The organism is Synechococcus sp. A15-127 (assembly GCF_014280215.1).
Classification (GTDB): Bacteria; Cyanobacteriota; Cyanobacteriia; order PCC-6307; family Cyanobiaceae; genus Parasynechococcus.
This window is the reverse complement of sequence record NZ_CP047948.1, coordinates 2,058,564-2,075,522: the sequence shown is the minus strand read 5'-3', so window position 1 is coordinate 2,075,522 and position 16,959 is coordinate 2,058,564. Positions and strand designations below refer to the sequence as shown.

19 protein-coding genes are annotated in these 16,959 nt (G+C 48.2%); all 19 read left to right on the top strand.

Annotation, left to right across the window (positions count from 1 at the left end):
- The first annotated feature begins 21 nt into the window (after window positions 1-21).
- The 19 genes from SynA15127_RS11065 (at window position 22) to SynA15127_RS10980 (ending at window position 16,946) form a co-directional block, all read left to right on the top strand.
- Window positions 22-1,806, top strand: a complete 1,785-nt coding sequence (locus SynA15127_RS11065) for an ABC transporter ATP-binding protein (protein ID WP_222930456.1) — start codon at window positions 22-24, stop codon at window positions 1,804-1,806.
- Window positions 1,803-2,465, top strand: coding sequence for an HAD-IIIA family hydrolase (locus tag SynA15127_RS11060; RefSeq protein ID WP_186484150.1), 663 nt, complete (start codon window positions 1,803-1,805; stop codon window positions 2,463-2,465). The genes SynA15127_RS11065 and SynA15127_RS11060 overlap by 4 nt, the downstream gene beginning before the upstream one ends.
- Window positions 2,462-3,694 carry an NAD(P)/FAD-dependent oxidoreductase gene (locus SynA15127_RS11055; protein WP_186484149.1) on the top strand — a complete coding sequence of 411 codons (1,233 nt, stop codon included), beginning with the start codon at window positions 2,462-2,464 and terminating at the stop codon, window positions 3,692-3,694. The genes SynA15127_RS11060 and SynA15127_RS11055 overlap by 4 nt, the downstream gene beginning before the upstream one ends.
- Entirely contained in the window at window positions 3,691-4,410 is a 720-nt protein-coding gene (locus SynA15127_RS11050) for a nucleotidyltransferase family protein (protein ID WP_186484148.1), read from the top strand. Before SynA15127_RS11055 ends, SynA15127_RS11050 begins: the two co-directional genes overlap by 4 nt.
- On the top strand, window positions 4,407-5,036 hold the full coding sequence (locus SynA15127_RS11045) for an SIS domain-containing protein (protein ID WP_186484147.1): 630 nt from the start codon (window positions 4,407-4,409) through the stop codon (window positions 5,034-5,036). The genes SynA15127_RS11050 and SynA15127_RS11045 overlap by 4 nt, the downstream gene beginning before the upstream one ends.
- Window positions 5,029-5,700, top strand: coding sequence for a class I SAM-dependent methyltransferase (locus SynA15127_RS11040; RefSeq protein WP_186484146.1), 672 nt, complete (start codon window positions 5,029-5,031; stop codon window positions 5,698-5,700). Before SynA15127_RS11045 ends, SynA15127_RS11040 begins: the two co-directional genes overlap by 8 nt.
- 48 nt (window positions 5,701-5,748) lie before the next feature.
- Window positions 5,749-6,558 carry a sporadic carbohydrate cluster 2OG-Fe(II) oxygenase gene (locus tag SynA15127_RS11035; RefSeq protein WP_186484145.1) on the top strand — a complete coding sequence of 270 codons (810 nt, stop codon included), beginning with the start codon at window positions 5,749-5,751 and terminating at the stop codon, window positions 6,556-6,558.
- 11 nt (window positions 6,559-6,569) lie between these two features.
- A complete protein-coding gene (locus tag SynA15127_RS11030; RefSeq protein WP_186484144.1) occupies window positions 6,570-7,016 on the top strand; it encodes an LIC12192 family sporadic carbohydrate cluster protein in 447 nt (148 codons plus the stop codon).
- A 265-nt stretch (window positions 7,017-7,281) separates the two neighbouring features.
- Window positions 7,282-8,766, top strand: a complete 1,485-nt coding sequence (locus SynA15127_RS11025; protein ID WP_186484143.1) for a PfkB family carbohydrate kinase — start codon at window positions 7,282-7,284, stop codon at window positions 8,764-8,766.
- On the top strand, window positions 8,763-9,785 hold the full coding sequence (locus tag SynA15127_RS11020) for an NAD(P)-dependent oxidoreductase (protein WP_186484142.1): 1,023 nt from the start codon (window positions 8,763-8,765) through the stop codon (window positions 9,783-9,785). The genes SynA15127_RS11025 and SynA15127_RS11020 overlap by 4 nt, the downstream gene beginning before the upstream one ends.
- On the top strand, window positions 9,782-10,732 hold the full coding sequence (locus tag SynA15127_RS11015; RefSeq protein WP_186484141.1) for an NAD(P)-dependent oxidoreductase: 951 nt from the start codon (window positions 9,782-9,784) through the stop codon (window positions 10,730-10,732). The genes SynA15127_RS11020 and SynA15127_RS11015 overlap by 4 nt, the downstream gene beginning before the upstream one ends.
- A gap of 4 nt (window positions 10,733-10,736) precedes the next feature.
- Window positions 10,737-11,579: a transketolase gene (locus SynA15127_RS11010; protein WP_186484140.1), complete on the top strand. Its 843-nt coding sequence runs from the start codon at window positions 10,737-10,739 to the stop codon at window positions 11,577-11,579.
- A gap of 20 nt (window positions 11,580-11,599) precedes the next feature.
- Window positions 11,600-12,247, top strand: a complete 648-nt coding sequence (locus SynA15127_RS11005; protein ID WP_222930455.1) for a transketolase family protein — start codon at window positions 11,600-11,602, stop codon at window positions 12,245-12,247.
- Complete coding sequence (locus SynA15127_RS13435) at window positions 12,171-12,512, top strand: transketolase C-terminal domain-containing protein (RefSeq protein ID WP_255475483.1); 342 nt, start codon at window positions 12,171-12,173, stop codon at window positions 12,510-12,512. Before SynA15127_RS11005 ends, SynA15127_RS13435 begins: the two co-directional genes overlap by 77 nt.
- A complete protein-coding gene (locus SynA15127_RS11000) occupies window positions 12,509-13,120 on the top strand; it encodes an HAD family hydrolase (protein ID WP_186484139.1) in 612 nt (203 codons plus the stop codon). Before SynA15127_RS13435 ends, SynA15127_RS11000 begins: the two co-directional genes overlap by 4 nt.
- A gap of 21 nt (window positions 13,121-13,141) precedes the next feature.
- Window positions 13,142-14,137: a hypothetical protein gene (locus tag SynA15127_RS10995; RefSeq protein WP_186484138.1), complete on the top strand. Its 996-nt coding sequence runs from the start codon at window positions 13,142-13,144 to the stop codon at window positions 14,135-14,137.
- A gap of 168 nt (window positions 14,138-14,305) precedes the next feature.
- A complete protein-coding gene (locus SynA15127_RS10990) occupies window positions 14,306-14,974 on the top strand; it encodes a bifunctional 2-polyprenyl-6-hydroxyphenol methylase/3-demethylubiquinol 3-O-methyltransferase UbiG (protein ID WP_186484137.1) in 669 nt (222 codons plus the stop codon).
- A gap of 84 nt (window positions 14,975-15,058) precedes the next feature.
- The gene (locus SynA15127_RS10985; RefSeq protein WP_186484136.1) at window positions 15,059-15,259 is read left to right on the top strand and encodes a hypothetical protein; all 201 of its coding nucleotides are present in this window, start codon (window positions 15,059-15,061) and stop codon (window positions 15,257-15,259) included.
- Complete coding sequence (locus tag SynA15127_RS10980; protein ID WP_186484135.1) at window positions 15,249-16,946, top strand: HAD-IIIC family phosphatase; 1,698 nt, start codon at window positions 15,249-15,251, stop codon at window positions 16,944-16,946. Before SynA15127_RS10985 ends, SynA15127_RS10980 begins: the two co-directional genes overlap by 11 nt.
- Window positions 16,947-16,959 lie beyond the last annotated feature (13 nt).

The window sequence follows — 16,959 nt, the reverse complement described above, 5'->3', positions numbered from 1 at the left end:
TTAGTGCCTGCATCACCGCTCATGCCAGATCCAAGCCTGCGCCAGCTGCTGCGTCAGCTCTGGGGCTATCTGGGTCGCCGCCGGCGCTGGCAGCTGTGGATGCTTTTACTAGTGATGCTGGCCAGCAGTGCGGCGGAGGTGCTGAGCCTGGCGGCGGTGCTGCCGTTTCTTGCGGTGTTGGCCAATCCCGAGGGGCTCTGGAACCAGTCCTTGGTGCAGCAGTGGGGACCAAAGCTCGGGATCGCCAGCGCCGAGGAGCTGCTGCTGCCAATCACGCTTGCCTTTTCCGTCGCTTCTCTGCTGGCCGGCACGATCCGGCTGCTGACCCTGTGGCTGAATGGACGGCTGGCAGCGGCGATCGGCTCTGACCTGAGCTGTGAGGCCTACCGGCGCACTCTCTATCAGCCTTATGCGGTGCACCTAGCGCGCAACAGCAGCCAGCTGATCGCCTCGATCAGCACGGATGTGATTCGGGTGACCAATGCGGTGCTCAACCCGCTGCTGCTGCTATTGAGTTCGGGGTTGATTGCAGCCAGCCTGGTGGCGACGCTGCTGGCGATTGATTGGGGGATCGCCCTGGGCACTGGCCTGGTGGTGGCCCTTGTCTATGCCGCCGCTATGGCGTCGAGCCAGGTGCCCTTGCAGCGGCTGGCTCGCCAACAAGTGTTTCTCAACCAACGCTTGATCCAGACCCTGCAGGAGGGGTTGGGGGCCATCCGCGACGTGTTGCTCAATGGCTACCAGGGCTTCTATGAAACCCACTATCGGCTGGCCGATAAGCCCCTCCGGCGAGCTACAGCTGATGCCATTTTTCTAAGCACCTATCCGCGTCTGGTGCTGGAGCCGGCGGGGATGGCTCTGATCGCCGTTGCCGGCTACGTGCTGGTCAGCCAGCAGGGGGTGAGCCGGGCCCTCCCCTTGCTGGGGGCCTTGGCCCTGGGCGCCCAACGGCTGTTGCCGATGGCCCAGAAGGTATACGAGGGCTGGGCCCAAAGCCGCGCCGCCAAAGACAGTCTTGCGTCGGTGATGCAGCTGCTGGATCAACCACTCCCTGCGGACAGCTCCCTCCTCTTACACGTTCCGTTGACGCTGACTAACGGGATCCGTTTGAAAGACGTGCACTTTCGCTACGGCCCAGATCTCCCTGAGGTACTCAAAGGTCTGCATTTGGAGATACGTCAAGGCGAGCGGATCGGACTAATAGGCAGCACTGGCAGCGGCAAGAGCACAACCCTGGATCTGCTGATGGGTCTGCTGCAGCCCACAGCCGGCAGAATCCTGGTGAATGGCGACGACCTCCACGATCCGAGCCATCCGGAGCGTTTGGATGCCTGGCGAGCGGCGATCGCCCACGTGCCCCAGAGCATCTATCTGACAGATACCTCATTCGCCGAAAATATTGCCTTTGGCTTGCCTCTCAATCAGATCGATCATGCACAGGTGAGGCGGGCGGCTCAACAGGCCCAGATCGCCACTTTCATCGAAAGCAGTCCGCAGGGCTACAACAGTTTTGTAGGAGAGCGAGGTATTCGATTGAGTGGCGGGCAACGCCAGCGCATCGGCATCGCCCGGGCGCTCTACAAACAGGCCCAGATTCTTGTCTTTGATGAGGCTACGAGCGCTCTCGACACCAGCACTGAGCAGGCGGTCATGGAGGCGATTGAGGGACTAAGCAGAAACCTCACGATCGTGATGATTGCCCATAGGCTTTGCACCGTGAGGCGCTGTGATCGAATTATCCGCCTCGATCAAGGATTGGTCCAGTCGGATGGATGCCCCGCTGACATGATTGATTTAGCTCTTTGATTGCCAACGAAATGAGAGAAGATATCCAAAAATATCGATTATTCGTATCACCTTTTTGCCAAAGAACTCCAGCACTATTCTTAGACCGCGACGGTGTAGTTATCGAGGATTGCCATCACCTCAGTGATCCCGATCACGTGCGGTTGTGCCCAGGCTCTCGGCAGCTCATTGCATCGGCTGATAGTCACGGATGGCCTGTTGTTCTGATTACAAACCAGTCTGGGATCGCGCGGGGCTTCTTCGAGTGGAATCACGTTGAACGGGTCAACCAGCGTATGCAGGAGTTACTTGGATTAGACGCGCCGCTTGCGGCCATATATGCCAATGGCCATGGGCCGGATGCTCCTGCAGGTAGTTGGCGCAAGCCCAGCCCGCAGATGCTCTTAGAGGCCGCAACAGCCCTCAATCTTGATCTGGGGCGCTCAATGCTGATCGGCGATCGTCTCAGTGATCTACAGGCCGGCGCCGCGGCAGATTTGGCCATCCTTTTCCACGTGCTGAGCGGTCATGGACGTAATGCTCGTGCCTCTGTAGTGCAGTGGTATGAACAGGGCCGCCAGGCCGGCGATACAAGCACCGCCTCAGGCCTGCAGTTGCTTGACAGCCTTGAAGAATTCCCCTTGCTCCTCCTGAAGCAGGGCACCCCAGCGCCGCGATGAGTCACCACAGTTGTGATGTGTTGATCGTAGGCGGCGGCATGGTGGGACTTTGCCTGGCCCATCAGCTGCTGGAGCGCAAGATCACATCCAGCATCACTGTCCTTGACAAGGAGCCTGGGCTTGGCCGCCACAGTTCCGGCCGCAACAGCGGCGTGCTGCATGCGGGGCTCTATTACAAACCAGGCAGTGTTAAGGCACGGGTCTGTGTGGGCGGCGCCAGGCGCCTGAGGGCCTGGGTGCAGGAGCGTGGCTTGCCTATGAATGCTTGCGGCAAGGTGATTGTGCCGCCCAAGCTGGAGTTAGATGCCCAGCTGGATGTGTTGGCTGAGCGCGGCACCGCCAATGGCGCCACAGTCGAGTTTTTGGATGAAACCCAGCTCCGCCATTTGATCCCAGAGGCCCGCAGTGCCAGTGGCCGCGCCCTGTGGAGCCCAAACACGGCTGTGGTGAAACCACTTGACGTTGTGATTCGGCTTGAACAGGAGCTAAGAGAGCAGGGCGTTTCCTTTGTTAAAGGCTGTTCGGGGTGGAAAGCAAAGCCGAAGTGCCGTGAGCTGCTTCTCGCGGATGGCGGATCGATCAACTACTCGCATGTGATCAACTGCGCAGGCCTGCAGGCCGATCGGGTGGCCTACCCGTTTGGGGTGGGCCACCAATACACCTTGCTCCCGTTCAAGGGCCTCTACTGGCAGCTCAAGGCAAATTGCCCAATCCAACCAAGAACAAACCTCTATCCAGTGCCCGATCTTAACGTTCCATTTCTTGGGGTTCACTTCACGCCAAGTGCAGATACGACACCAATCGTGAGCATTGGGCCTACAGCAACACCTGCATTTGGCAGGGAGAATTACAGAGGTCTTCAAGCCATCGAACCGGGCATGGCAGCAAAGAATATTGGGTTACTAGCTCGCCAATATCTAAACAACCGTGGTGGATTCCGTCGCTATGTGCATGAACAGGCTTTTCTGACACTTCCACCGTTGCTCATTCGAGCTGCCCAAGAGCTGATTCCAGCTGTCAGACCGAACAACATCGAGCTCAGCCAAAAGGTAGGAATCCGCTCACAACTGTTTAATCGACAGACAGAACGACTTGAAGATGACTTTCTTTGCATACCCGGACCAAGCAGCACGCATGTACTAAATGCGATCTCCCCTGCCTTTACCGCAAGCTTTGCACTAGCAGATTTGATCATTGACCAGGCTCTACCTGTCCTGAACCTGGGATGAAACGGCCTTTCCGCGCAATACTTCTGGCCGCAGGGCTTGGAACGCGACTTAAACCCATCACTCTGCACACTCCAAAATGCTTGGTGAACATTGCTGGAGAACCCCTGCTTGGTCGTTGGCTCGTAAAGCTAGAGCTCGCCGGTTGTGATTCAGTACTAATCAACACCCATTATTTACACGAGAAAGTCACGACCTTCCTAAAGGGCTGGCAAAGCGACCTTATGACCGTGCGTACGGTTCACGAGCCTGAGTTATTGGGCACCGCCGGAACCCTACTGGCTAACCAGGAGTTTTTTGAGGGTTTCACAGGTTTGCTCATTCATGCCGACAACTTTATGAAGGGGGACTTGGAAACTTTCTTGGATGCCCACCATCACCGACAGTCCATCTGCGAACTGACTATGCTGACTTTCGAGACCAAGACGCCAAGCAGCTGCGGAATCGTCGAGGTTGACAATCAGCTAGTAGTCCGAGCCTTTCATGAGAAACTGAAAGAGCCACCTGGGAACAGAGCTAACGGTGCCCTGTACGCCTTCGAACAAGAATTCCTGGATCGCCTCAACCTCATGACACCAATGCCAACCGACTTCAGCACTGAGGTGATCCCCGAGATGCTGGGCCGAATCCAGACCTGGCACACCAACCAGTCATACCTGGATATTGGCACGCCCGAGTCTCTGACGACAGCACAACAATTAGTACGAGACCAGGCATGACTGCTTCTTCGACCAAAACTGTCTCCTTCGTAAATGGCGCTTTTTCTTATTTGGAGCGTCTGCAAGGCTGTTTCAACAAAACCAATTTAGAAGCTGTAGAACATCTCGCAAAAGAGCTTCGTGAAGCGTGGATTGATGGACGAAATGTCTACATCTGCGGAAATGGAGGAAGCGCGGCAAACGCTATTCATGTTGCCAACGATCTGCATTATGGCATCGGCGCTTGCGGAACAGGCGCAAAACTACCTGGTTTACGCATAGAAGCACTGTCAGCCAATAGTGGAGTCGTGACTTGCCTTGCCAATGACACTGGTTATGAAAACATTTACTCACACCAAATTGAGGTGAAGGGACGTCAAGGAGATATATTGATCGCACTCTCCGGCAGTGGGAATTCGCCAAACATCGTCAAAGTTTTGGAAGCTGCTAATCAAATGAGTATTAAAACCTATGCAATTATCGCGTTTAACGGAGGACGCTGCAAAGACATAGCCAAAAAAATAATTCACTTCGAAATAAACGACATGCAAGTTGCAGAAGATACACAACTTGTTGTCGGACATTTATGCATGCAATGGCTTAATTCAAACAAACCATCTCAGCTCAATCCTCTTAAAAATGGCTGAACTCGATTTCATGAGTGTACTTCATAAAAGTACAAAACGAGATTACCTGGCACGCGTTAATGACCCTATATATCCCAAAGCAAAAGCTGCAGAGTTAGCCAAAAAATTCTCCCAGGATTACTGGGATGGCGATCGCCGAGTCTGCTACGGTGGGTATAACTACCTTGAAGGACGCTGGGAAAAAGTAGCTCGCGCCATTACTGAATATTATCCTCTTCCGGAAAAACCCAAGATCCTGGATATTGGATGTGGAAAAGGATTTCTTCTTTATGACTTTTTAAAGGTAATCCCCGACGCAGAAATCTATGGTATTGACATATCAGAGTATGCAATTGCCAACTGCAAGCCGGAAATTAGTGACCGAGTACAAACTGGTAATGCTATCAATCTACCTTGGGAAGACAACACCTTTGACTTGGTAATCTCCATCACGACGTTACACAATCTACACGCATATGACCTTGATCTCGCCCTTCGAGAGATGGAGCGAGTTGGCAAACAAAACAAGTACCTATGCGTCGAAAGCTATCGAAACGAACAGGAAAAAGCTAATCTTCTGTACTGGCAAGTCACCTGCGAAGCCTTCAACACACCTGAGGAGTGGGTCTGGTGGTTCAGACAAACAAACTACACTGGTGATTACTCCTTTATATATTTTGAATAGAGCTGTCCCCATCGCCTATGATGACCTTGGTAGATTTCTATGCCAACGATGAACAGCGGAAGTTCATGGGACTTTAGAGACAAGCAAGAACTGATTGCAAGTCAAGAATACAATAAAGAAGGATACATAATAGAAAAAGCAGACTTCCAACATCTCGAATTAATAAAAAACGCTGTCCAAAAGGCATATTGTGATTTTTGCAATATTAACGAAAAAGAAGTCCAAGATCTTGAAAACGCTCATTTATCAATATCTCACGACAAAAGTAACGACCTTAGGCTCCATATAATGCAAGCCATATATCAAAATACAGGCTTTCACAAAAACTACTATTACGCCGCCAAGAATATAATCCACTCGCTCTGCGGAAATGAGCTGGCGATGCAGAAAAGGCCAGGACTTTCGGTTAATTTACCCCAAAATCCAAGTGACGTTCTTCCAATACATGCAGACACATGGAATGGGGTATCACCATTTGAACTCAATATTTGGATTCCACTTGTTGATTGCGCAAACTCTATGTGCTTGTACATATTAAAGAGAAATAGTTACAAACGTAGGCTTAATGAATCCAAGGAACTATTAAGACTCACATCAGATGAACTTTTTAACGAACTTCGCGACGACTTGACTTGGATTCCGATTGAGTATGGGCAAATCTTAGCTTTCGACCAGTCCCTGCCTCACGGTTATTCCTTGAATGAAGAAAGAAATACACACTGGTCAATTAATTGCCGTTTCAAAGGATTGCATACTCCATACTGGGATAAAAAGTTAGGCGAGTATTTCATGCCAATAACCGTCAAAAACTGTACAAGATTAGGCATGGATTACAGTCACCCAGAAAGCTGGATATGATGAATAAAACCATGAGTCTTGCAAGAGGTTACATCGCCAGCGGCGAATTCAATGGCCATAGAGTTCCACAGCACATTCAAAATCAAATTGTCAAATCATATTGCGACGCAAATAATTTGCGATTTGTGTTATCTCGCGCAGAGTATTGGATTAATGGCAGTACAGATTGCCAATTGTGGGCCGCACTTAATGAAGGCTATAAACATATTGTTCTCTATAGTATTTGGCAGCTGCCCGAGAGAGAAACTGTCAGAAAAGAAGTGTATAAGCATTGTATCACCAATGGGATCACGCTTCATTTCGCTACAGAGCAGATGCGCTCAAATGCAAGCGATAAAATTTTCTCCGAATTCGAAATACTCATCAAATCTAATTTGTTGATCTTAAGGGAGATAGGCTATAATGACCATATAAATAAATTGAAGGATTTATGCATCAACGATACACAGCCTTGTTAAAGCATTGCGATTGATCCTTCTATATGATTATTGGAAGCACAAAGTTCATGGTTATACTTTATTCCCACTCAGTCAAATGCTCCTATCAGTAGAACACTGAAATAGATTTTGACACGGGGCACTTTAGGTAGTATCAACACAATTACAGCTCTCTATGTGCGACCCGACGATTGCCAAGCATTAAGCTCTCCAAGCGCTCCTCCAGTTCGCCTGAACGAAGTACTCGATAGAACCACCGCTGGCCGCTTGATGATCCGCTTCTGATATGCCGACACAATCGCTTCAACTAAAGGATGCCGCCACCTTTGAAGGCTGTGTACTCGCCTATGGCCACTTCAACACCATTCATCCTGGCCATATCCGCTACCTGCGGCATGCCCGTGGCCTTGGTGAGCAGTTGGTGGTCGCTTTAATTGGAGACGGTAGGAACAGGTATGCCTTTAAACAACAGGAGCGGGCGGAAGCCCTCAGCCTGCTTGGCATTGCCGATGCTCTGCTGCTGCTTGAAGCCGATGAGCTGAAGGCAGCTATCGAGGCACTGAAACCAGAAGTCCTGGTTCTAGGCAATGAGTTCAAAAACAACTCAGAAATTCAAGCGACGTTGGTGCAACAACGCCAACAAGGCAGATCCGTTCAATTTCATGCGGGCGATATCCACTACGCCACTGCTGATCTGCTCAGCGGATCTGAACGCGACCTTCGCCAACAACGCCGTTCCCTCTTTCAGGCCGCCTGCCGACGACAAGGAATCGAAAGAGATCAACTACTAAATGCCATCAACAGCTGGGGAGCCACCCGATTGATCGTGCTAGGCGACACGATCGTTGATCAATACGCCGCCTGTGAAGCAATCGGCATGAGTGCAGAAGCTCCAGTGGTTGTGGTACGAGAACTGGAGCACAAAAATTTCATTGGTGGTGCAGCGGTGGTGGCGGCACACATCAGCGCTCTTGGTGCTCAATGCGATTTCATCTCCGTCGTGGGGTCCGACAGCACGGCCCAACTCGTGCGCCAGGAGCTGTCTACTCAAGGAATTGGTGATGGCCTCAGCACAGACCCCTCACGACCGACCACCTTCAAAAAGCGGTACGTGGTGGAAAACCAAAAGTTGTTCCGCGTCAGCCGGCTTGAAGAACACAATCTGGATGCAGACGTCGAAGATCAGGTGATCGCCCAGCTGCAAAGGCTGGCCTCAAAAGCTCATGGAATCGTCATCTCAGATTTTGTCTACGGCGTTGTCACGCCTCGGATTTTGGAGGTAGTGCACCGGCTCGCTGATCAGCACAACCTGTTGCTGTTCGGAGATCTCCAATGCAGCAGTCAGGTTGGCTCGGTCACCCGCTTCGAGAACTTCTCATTGCTCTGCCCGAATGAACGGGAGGCACGTCTCGCTCTACAAGATAAAGACAGCGGCCTAGAACAATTGAGCCAGCGCCTGCTTCAAATCACTGGTAGTGAACGTCTCGTAATGAAGCTCGGACCACAAGGATTCATCGCCTATGATCGCGGAAAGGATGGTGTTATTAGCAACCAAGCTTTTCCGGCCTTATCTGTGAATCCACTGGATGTGGCGGGCGCAGGTGATTCACTGTTGGCGTTGTTCGCCACTGGACTGGCCAGTGGTCAGGCAATGATGCCAACTGCTGCTTTGGCCTGCTGTATGGCTGCCCTCGCTGTTGAAACCATGGGCAACACCCCTATCAGCTCAACAACTCTGCGCAGCAGCCTTCAAGAGATTTTGCAACCATGAGCAAGCAAAAAGTCCTTGTCATCGGCTCCAACAGCTTTAGTGGAAGCCACTTTGTGGCTGAAGCCTTACGGGCTGGCCACGAAGTTTGGGGCGTAAGCCGCTCAACCGAGCCGCACCCCGTATTCCTTCCTTACCGCTGGCCTGTCAACGGCAAGGGTTCAGCCCTTGCCACAGCTGAGAACTTCCAGTTTCAGGCGATTAATCTCAACAGCCAACTGAATGATCTGCTGAGCCTGATCGATCGGGTGCAACCCGAGCTTGTGGTGAACTTCGCAGCCCAGGGCATGGTGGCCGAAAGCTGGCTCAATCCCACCCACTGGTACCGAACCAATGTGGTGTCTCAGGTAGCCCTGCACGATGCCCTGCGGCAAAAACCCTTTCTGCAAAAATACGTGCATGTCACCACGCCGGAAGTGTATGGCAGCACTGATGGTGGCTGGATCAAAGAGCACAACCACTTCGCCCCCAGCACCCCCTATGCCGTGAGTCGGGCAGCCTGTGATCTGCACCTGCACAGCTTCCATCAGGCCTATGGCTTCCCGGTGGTGTTCACCCGCGCGGCCAATGTGTATGGACCCGGCCAGCAGCTCTATCGCATCATCCCCCGCTCCTTGCTGAGCGCCCGCACCGGTGAGCCCATGCAGCTCCATGGCGGCGGCCATTCCGTGCGGGCCTTCATTCATATCGAGGATGTGGTGCGCGCGACCTTGCAGCTGGCCATTGAAGGGGAACCTGGCAGCACATGGCATCTCTCCACACAGGAGAGCTGCAGCATCAAGGAGCTGGTAGAGCAGATCTGCAAGCTTGCTAGCGTTAGTTTCAGCGATCTTGTGGAGAGCAGCGAGGAACGCCTCGGCAAAGATCAGAGTTACCTGCTTGAGAGTTCGGCCATGCGCCAGGTGCATGGCTGGTCTGATCAGGTCAGCCTGAAGGAGGGCATTCAGGAGACAATGGCTTGGGTGGATGCCAATCTGGCGACCCTTAAGACCCTTCCCTGGAGTTACCAGCACAAGTCATGAAACTGCTCGTTACTGGTGGTTGCGGCTACAAGGGCTCAGTGCTGATCCCCCTGCTGCTGGCTGATGGTCACAGCGTGATCAGCATTGACACCCAGTGGTTTGGCAATGCCCTGCCGGAACACCCCCAGCTCACCAACCTCAAGCTGGATGTGCGTGACACCGATGCCATCCCGCTCGATGGCGTGGAGGCAATCATTCATCTGGCCAACATCGCCAATGATCCAGCAGTTGAGCTCAACCCAACCCTGAGTTGGGAGGTGAATGTCCTGGCAGGCCAGCAGCTGGCTGATCGGGCAGTTAGAGGTGGTGTGAAGCACTTCATCTTTGCCAGCTCCGGCAGTGTGTATGGCGTGAAGGATGAACCCCAGGTCACCGAAGACCTCACCCTGGTACCTATCTCGGTTTACAACAAAACCAAAATGGTGGCAGAACGCGTGTTCCTCTCCTACTCCGATCAAATGCAGGTGCACTGCATCCGCCCAGCCACCGTGTGCGGCTTATCACCACGCATGCGGCTGGATGTGAGCGTGAATATGCTCACCCACCAGGGGCTCAAGAATGGGAAAATTACAGTCTTCGGCGGCGAGCAAACCAGGCCCAACATCCATATTCAAGATATGGCCAATGTTTATCGCCACTTTCTCGCACATCCACAGCTGCCATCGGGCTGCTACAACGCCGGCTTTGAAAATCTGAAAATCCTTGAGATTGCCCAGCGGGTGCAACAGGGCACAGGGGCCGAGCTTGTAGTGAGCGAATCCAACGACCCACGCTCCTACCGCCAAGATTCCAGCAAATTGCTGGCCACTGGTTTTCGGCCACAATTCAGTGTTCAAAATGCAATTGATGAGATCACCACTGCTTACAAAAGTGGTGAGCTTCCCGATCGAGAGAATTGCTACACGGTGAAATGGATGAAACATCTGCAACTGGAGGCCAACCGCTAAAACCATGGCCATCACCGCTCCTGTTTCCACAACAGCACTCTCTCGCATTGCCCTCACCATCCGGCAGCGCACAATAGAAACGTCGGCCCGTGCCCGCATTCCCCATCTGGGCTCCTGCCTATCCTGCGTTGAATTACTGACAGCGCTCTATTGGCAAGAACTGCGCATTGACCCCCAGGCTCCAGATGCACTAGATCGTGATCGCTTCGTGCTGAGCAAAGGCCATGGAGCACCCGTACTTTTCCAAATACTTGCCGAACGCGGCTTTTTTGAGATTGACCGCTTGTCTGAATTCGGAAAACCGGGCAGTGTGTTCCACGAGCACCCTCCCAAACCTGGCTATATCCCGGGCGTCGAAGCAGCCACTGGCTCCCTTGGTCACGGTCTACCGATGGCCCTTGGCATGGCGATTGCCCTACGAATCCAAGGCAGCAAGAGCCGTTGCTACGCCCTATTAAGCGATGGCGAATGCAATGAAGGCAGCATTTGGGAAGCTGCAATGCTTGCGGCAGGCCAACACGTGCATCAGCTCACGGCCATTGTCGATTACAACAAATGGCAGGCAACCGGCCGCAGCCAAGAGGTGATGGCCCTTGAGCCATTAGCGGACAAATGGGAAGCCTTCGGCTGGCATGTCCAGGAAATTGATGGCCATGATCTTTCAGCGATTGGCCAAGCACTCACTACGGCACGAGCTGAAACCAGCAAGCCCAGCGTGATCGTGGCCCACACAATTAAAGGCAAGGGAGTTTCCTTCATGGAAGACGACAATAATTGGCATTACCGCACACCCAATCCGGAGGAGCTGGCTGCAGCCCTAGCTGAACTCCAGGAGGTACAGCTGTGAGAAATGCCTTTGCCAACGCAATGACCCAACTTGCTAAAGAGCGCAGTGATTTGTGCTTGCTCTCAGGTGATATCGGCAACCGAATGTTTGATCGTTACAAGGAGGTAGCACCAACACGCTTTTTCAATTGCGGCATTGCAGAAGCCAACATGATGAGCATGGCGGCCGGCATGGGGCTTGCTGGCCTAAGGCCTGTGGTCTACACAATTACGCCTTTTATCACTACCCGTTGCCTTGAGCAGATTCGCGTAGGCTTGGCTTATCACCAGTCACCAGTTGTCATTATAGGTACTGGCTCAGGTCTTTCATACGCAGAGCTTGGTCCCACTCATCATTCGTTAGAAGATCTTGCCATTTTGAGGACTTTACCCGGCCTCAATGTTGTCGCACCTGCTGATAGTGCTGAGCTTGAAGCTCAGTTAAAGGAAGCTTTGAATGAATCTCATCCCACTTATATGCGCATAGGGAAAAAAGGAGAGCCTCTCCTGCACAAGGATGTGTCCAACTTAGGCATTGGCAAAGCTAATTTACTTCGTGATGGTAAAGACCTTATGGTGATCGGGATTGGTCCAATAATTGGGGAGGCTTTACATGCTGCGGAACTCCTCTCGCAAGAGGGTTTGTTTGTCTGTCGCAGTTGCTACTCTTGGAGGTGTAAAGCCTCTTGACCACGCTTTTCTTACAGATATGGCTAAGCGATTCCCTCTTTGGATCAGCCTTGAAGAGCATGGGATAGTTGGTGGCTTGGGAAGCGCCTTGCTTGAGTGGCTAGCTGAGTATGCTGAATCCTCATTGCAATTAAGGCGTCTAGGGGTTCCTGATTCCTTTATCAATGTTCTTGGGAATCAGGAATACATCCGGGCACAGCTTGGGCTGGATGCAAAAGGTTTATACAAGTCTATTTTGCAATTTAATTCTGAGCATTACTCATGAAAATTGGCCTTGATTTTGACAACACAATAGCTTGCTACGATAATTCTATCTCTCTCTTGTCTGAAAAAATTTCTAACCTGCCCACAAGTGTAAACCGAACTAAGCTTGGTCTTCGTGACTTTTTAAGAAGTCAAGGGCGAGAGTCAGAATGGACCGAATTCCAAGGTGAACTTTATGGACCCGGAATGTGCCACGCAGAGCCATTCCCCGATGCAATTAAAACTATGCAATTATTATCCGAATATGGCCATGATCTTGTTATAGTTAGCCATCGTAGTAGATACCCATATGCAGGCCCCTCATACGACCTGCACTCCTTCGCTTTACAATGGATAGATACACACCTTAAACCTGCTGGTCTTTTTCTGGATTCAGGCTCTGAAGAAAAAGTTTATTTCTTAGAGACACGAGATTTAAAACTTTCTCAGATTTCAAATTTAAATTGTGCAGTTTTTCTTGATGATCTGCAGGAAGTTTTGAACTCGCCGCTTTTCCCGGACAATACATTTCCTATACTCTTTAAACCTTTTGAGTCATCTGAAAAGGTTGGCATCAGTAATATGACTGTCATTTCATGCTGGCCTGAACTCCTAAAGAATCTTCCTTGAAGATCGTAGTTGATTTTTTAGATGTTTCCAGACTTTGCTAAATACTGGGCAGATAGACTTGGTACCCCAGCATCAAGCCTTGTAAAGCTCAAGGGGGGTATCAATAATTTTGTTTATCGCTGCGGTGTTAAAAGATATTGGGTAATCAAAGGTTATCCCTCCATCCAGTCAAATTTCCGCGATGGTTTACAAGCTGAAGTAGATTTTTTAAAATATTCCGAACTCGTAGCTCCAGGCTATACTCCAAAATTAATATCAGTTGACAAGCTGAGAAGATGTGTTGTCCTAGAATATATTCATGGTACACCGTTCGCAGATAAAATTTGTCCTCCTGATTATGCAGTCAAGAGTGCTGTAGAGTTTTTTCGTAAGCTTAATTCCCCTAATACCTCGTCTCAAATAATCCAGCTTCAGGCTGTTGAGGGCTTTATGTCCATTAGCGAGCACCTTCTGAACATTCAGAATCGTATAGAGAGGATGCAAGTTGCTCATATCCCTAATGCCTATAAGACTGATGCCGAGCTATTTCTCGATAAGTTGTATAAAGATTATGAGTGTATCACTTCAAAAATTGAGCATATTTTATCTGTTGGCTATATTTCTGACTCTATAACTAAGAGTCAACTTTGTATCTCTCCGAGTGACTTTGGATTTCATAATGCTATCCAAACTGATATTGGCATACGTTTTTATGATTTTGAGTTCGCTGGTTGGGATGACCCAGCAAAAGCTGCTGCTGATTTTATACTTCAACCGCGTGTTCCAGTCTTAATTAAAATATCACCACTGATTGATGCATTACCTCTCCACCTTCGCCATCAAACCATCCACCGCTTGGGTGTTCTTTTACCTATACTTAAATTGAAGTGGATTGCAATTATTCTTTCTACCCTTAATCCCGCCAGATTAAGTCAAATTATAGCTCTAAATGGCGACAGTCAAATTGATTCCTTGATTTCGGAGCGTTTTGATAATGCTCAAGCTTTTATTAAAGCGAATGAAGATATTAGCATTTAATCCCTAAACAATACCTTTATTTGACTTGCTCTATGACATATTAATTACCTTAAATTCCTTAAGTACTTAAATTAATACTCATGATATTCAGCTATTGATCCTTGCTCGGCTCTTGTAGCAATAATTTTTCTCTGGCATGGTACAGTATGGCACTGATGCATACAGGTAATGAACGAGCAGTATCAGTATATGCATGAGTTGAAGGCCTCAGGGGGACGACAGCAGCTAGGGGTAGTAGCTTCATCTACATGGTTAAAAGATCCTAAAAGATTATTATTTAGTCTGTCAAGATATAAATTTACAGCAAAAGTCTTGGAAGGAAAAAAAAATGTAATTGAAGCTGGTTGTGGAGATGGTTGGTGTTCAAAACTTTTGCTTGATTTTGTTGGCAGATTGACCCTTTCTGACTACGATTCAAGGTTCATAGCTGATTCAGAAGAGTTCTATGCATCATCAAGCCAAGTTAGTCATGTTACGCATGATTTTGCCTTGAGGCCTCTCCCTAGGAATTTTGATGGGTTTTATTGCCTTGATGTTTTAGAGCATATTCCCCCTGAAGATGAAAAACAATTTATTTCGAATGCTATTTCAAGTTGTTCGTTTGACGCACTATTTGTGTTTGGCATGCCAACCTTAGATTCTCAATCAATTATTCCTGAGAATAAAAGAGATCCAGGTCATATTAATTGTAAAACGAAAGATGGTCTCAGGAAATCCATGACCCAGTATTTCAGTACAGTTATAATGTTTTCAATGAATGACGAAGTTGTTCATACTGGTCATGATTCTATGTCTCATTATATTTTTGCAGTTTGTTCTACCCCTAGATTTAATTAACCATGCATAAGGATCAAAAAAAAGTTATCCAAAAAAATTATAATCAATTCTCTTCAAGAATTGGGTATCGATATGGAGATTAACTTGGAATCAACTATCTTTGGGCAATCTTCGGCTCTAGAAAGTGTTGAATTCGTATCTATTCTCGCAGATATAGAAGAAAATTTCAAAGACTTGTTTGGCATTGAGCTTGACTGCTTTGAATTATTGCTGTCAAATCAAGGTAAAGATATTTCTGTTCAAGATCTTTCAGTCCTTATTTTCGATTCATTACATGGCAAATAATTCTGTAATCGTAATTTGCGATCAAAGTGTTGGATTGTTAAGTCGCGTACTTAGATCTAATCTTCATCAAGATGTTATAAAATTAGCCTCGAGCCCTGAAATTGCTCAAGAATTGCTAATACACTGCAATCTTGATCATGAAATTTTTCAAAACTGCTCTGGAATTATTATTAGCTTGGCAGGAAATACAGTTCTCAGAATGACTAATAATACAGGTTCAATTGAGCTTGATACAGACGCTGTTCTTGCATACTTTGAGCAATTATTAAGGAAAATTCGCAATCTTAATCCTGATTGCCCTGTATTTATCACACCCGTAGTTGTGCAGATGTTGTCAAACTTTGTTGTTGATAATATCGAAGCCGAGTACAGCTTGATTCATTTTTGTACACTTTTAAACTTAAAACTCTCCCTTCTAATCAATACTCACCAAAATATCCTATTATCTAGCTCTTGTCTTACTTCTCACATCAATTCAGGTAAAGAGTTTAAAACTTTTCTTCGTACAAAATCAACAGTATCACTTGAGTCAATCGATAAACTTGTTAATGAATTTAAGGCGTTCATAACAAGAGCATCTATCCAACTTCCAAAGCTTATATTCATCGATTTAGATAATACTCTCTGGCATGGAATTATATCTGACTCTTTTTCTGATATCCGAATAGGAGGACATGATCCAGTTGGAGAAGCATATTTTTTCTTTCAAAAATATCTAAAAAAACTTTCCACTATTGGCATTTTGCTTGCAATCGTATCTAAAAATGATTATTCTCTTGTCGAATCTTTCTTTTCTCAGAACCCCGAGATGCCCCTTAATCTTCATGATTTTGTAGCATGTGAAGCAAGCTGGGGGGCGAAGAGTGACTCAATTTCAAAAATTCTGAAAAATTTGAATATTCGCTCTCAAGATTGTGCATTTATAGATGATAGCCCGCATGAACGATCAGAAGTAAATCTAAGATTTCCCGATCTTCGTGTTCTCTCTCCTCCTGAAAATGTATATGAACGTTTACTCTACTTTTCAAGAATTTTACCCTTGTCTGACCGTTTACCAACCGAAGAAGATAAGAAAAGAGTTTTACTGTACAGGCAACGAGCTTTGAGAGCTCAAAATTTAAGCGATTTCTCTGAAAAGTATACCGAATCTAAGGATAAGTATTTTAATTGGCTTTGTAGTCTTGGAATTCAATTGTACATCTATTCAGATTTTCATATTAATCCTTCTGCTCGTGTTTTGCAAATTTATAACAGGACCAACCAATTCAATATGTCCGGAAGACATATTTCTCACTCCGAAATGAGTAGTCTGCTTGATAATGGGTGTGAGCTTATTTATGCGAGATCTACAGATAAATTCGGTGATGATGGCATAGTTATCTCTGCAATTATTCATTTGCTAGACGCTAAACTTGTTTTTAAGGAGTTTGTAATGAGTTGTCGAGTTATTGGAAGACATATAGAAGAGGCATTCCTCAATGAACTCATCCGCAGGTACCCTACTGTGCAGGTCCTAAATTTTGACTTTAATGACACATCTAAAAATACCGCTTTTGCTTCTTTCTTGCATAAACTAGAGGGCGACAAGATTTCTTCTTCTGCAAGGCAAAAGCACCCAGTGACAAGTTGTTCAATTGAAGCTGCCAAGGTTCTACGCTATGATCATATCAATATCGTTTCCATCTAATTTTCATATAAAA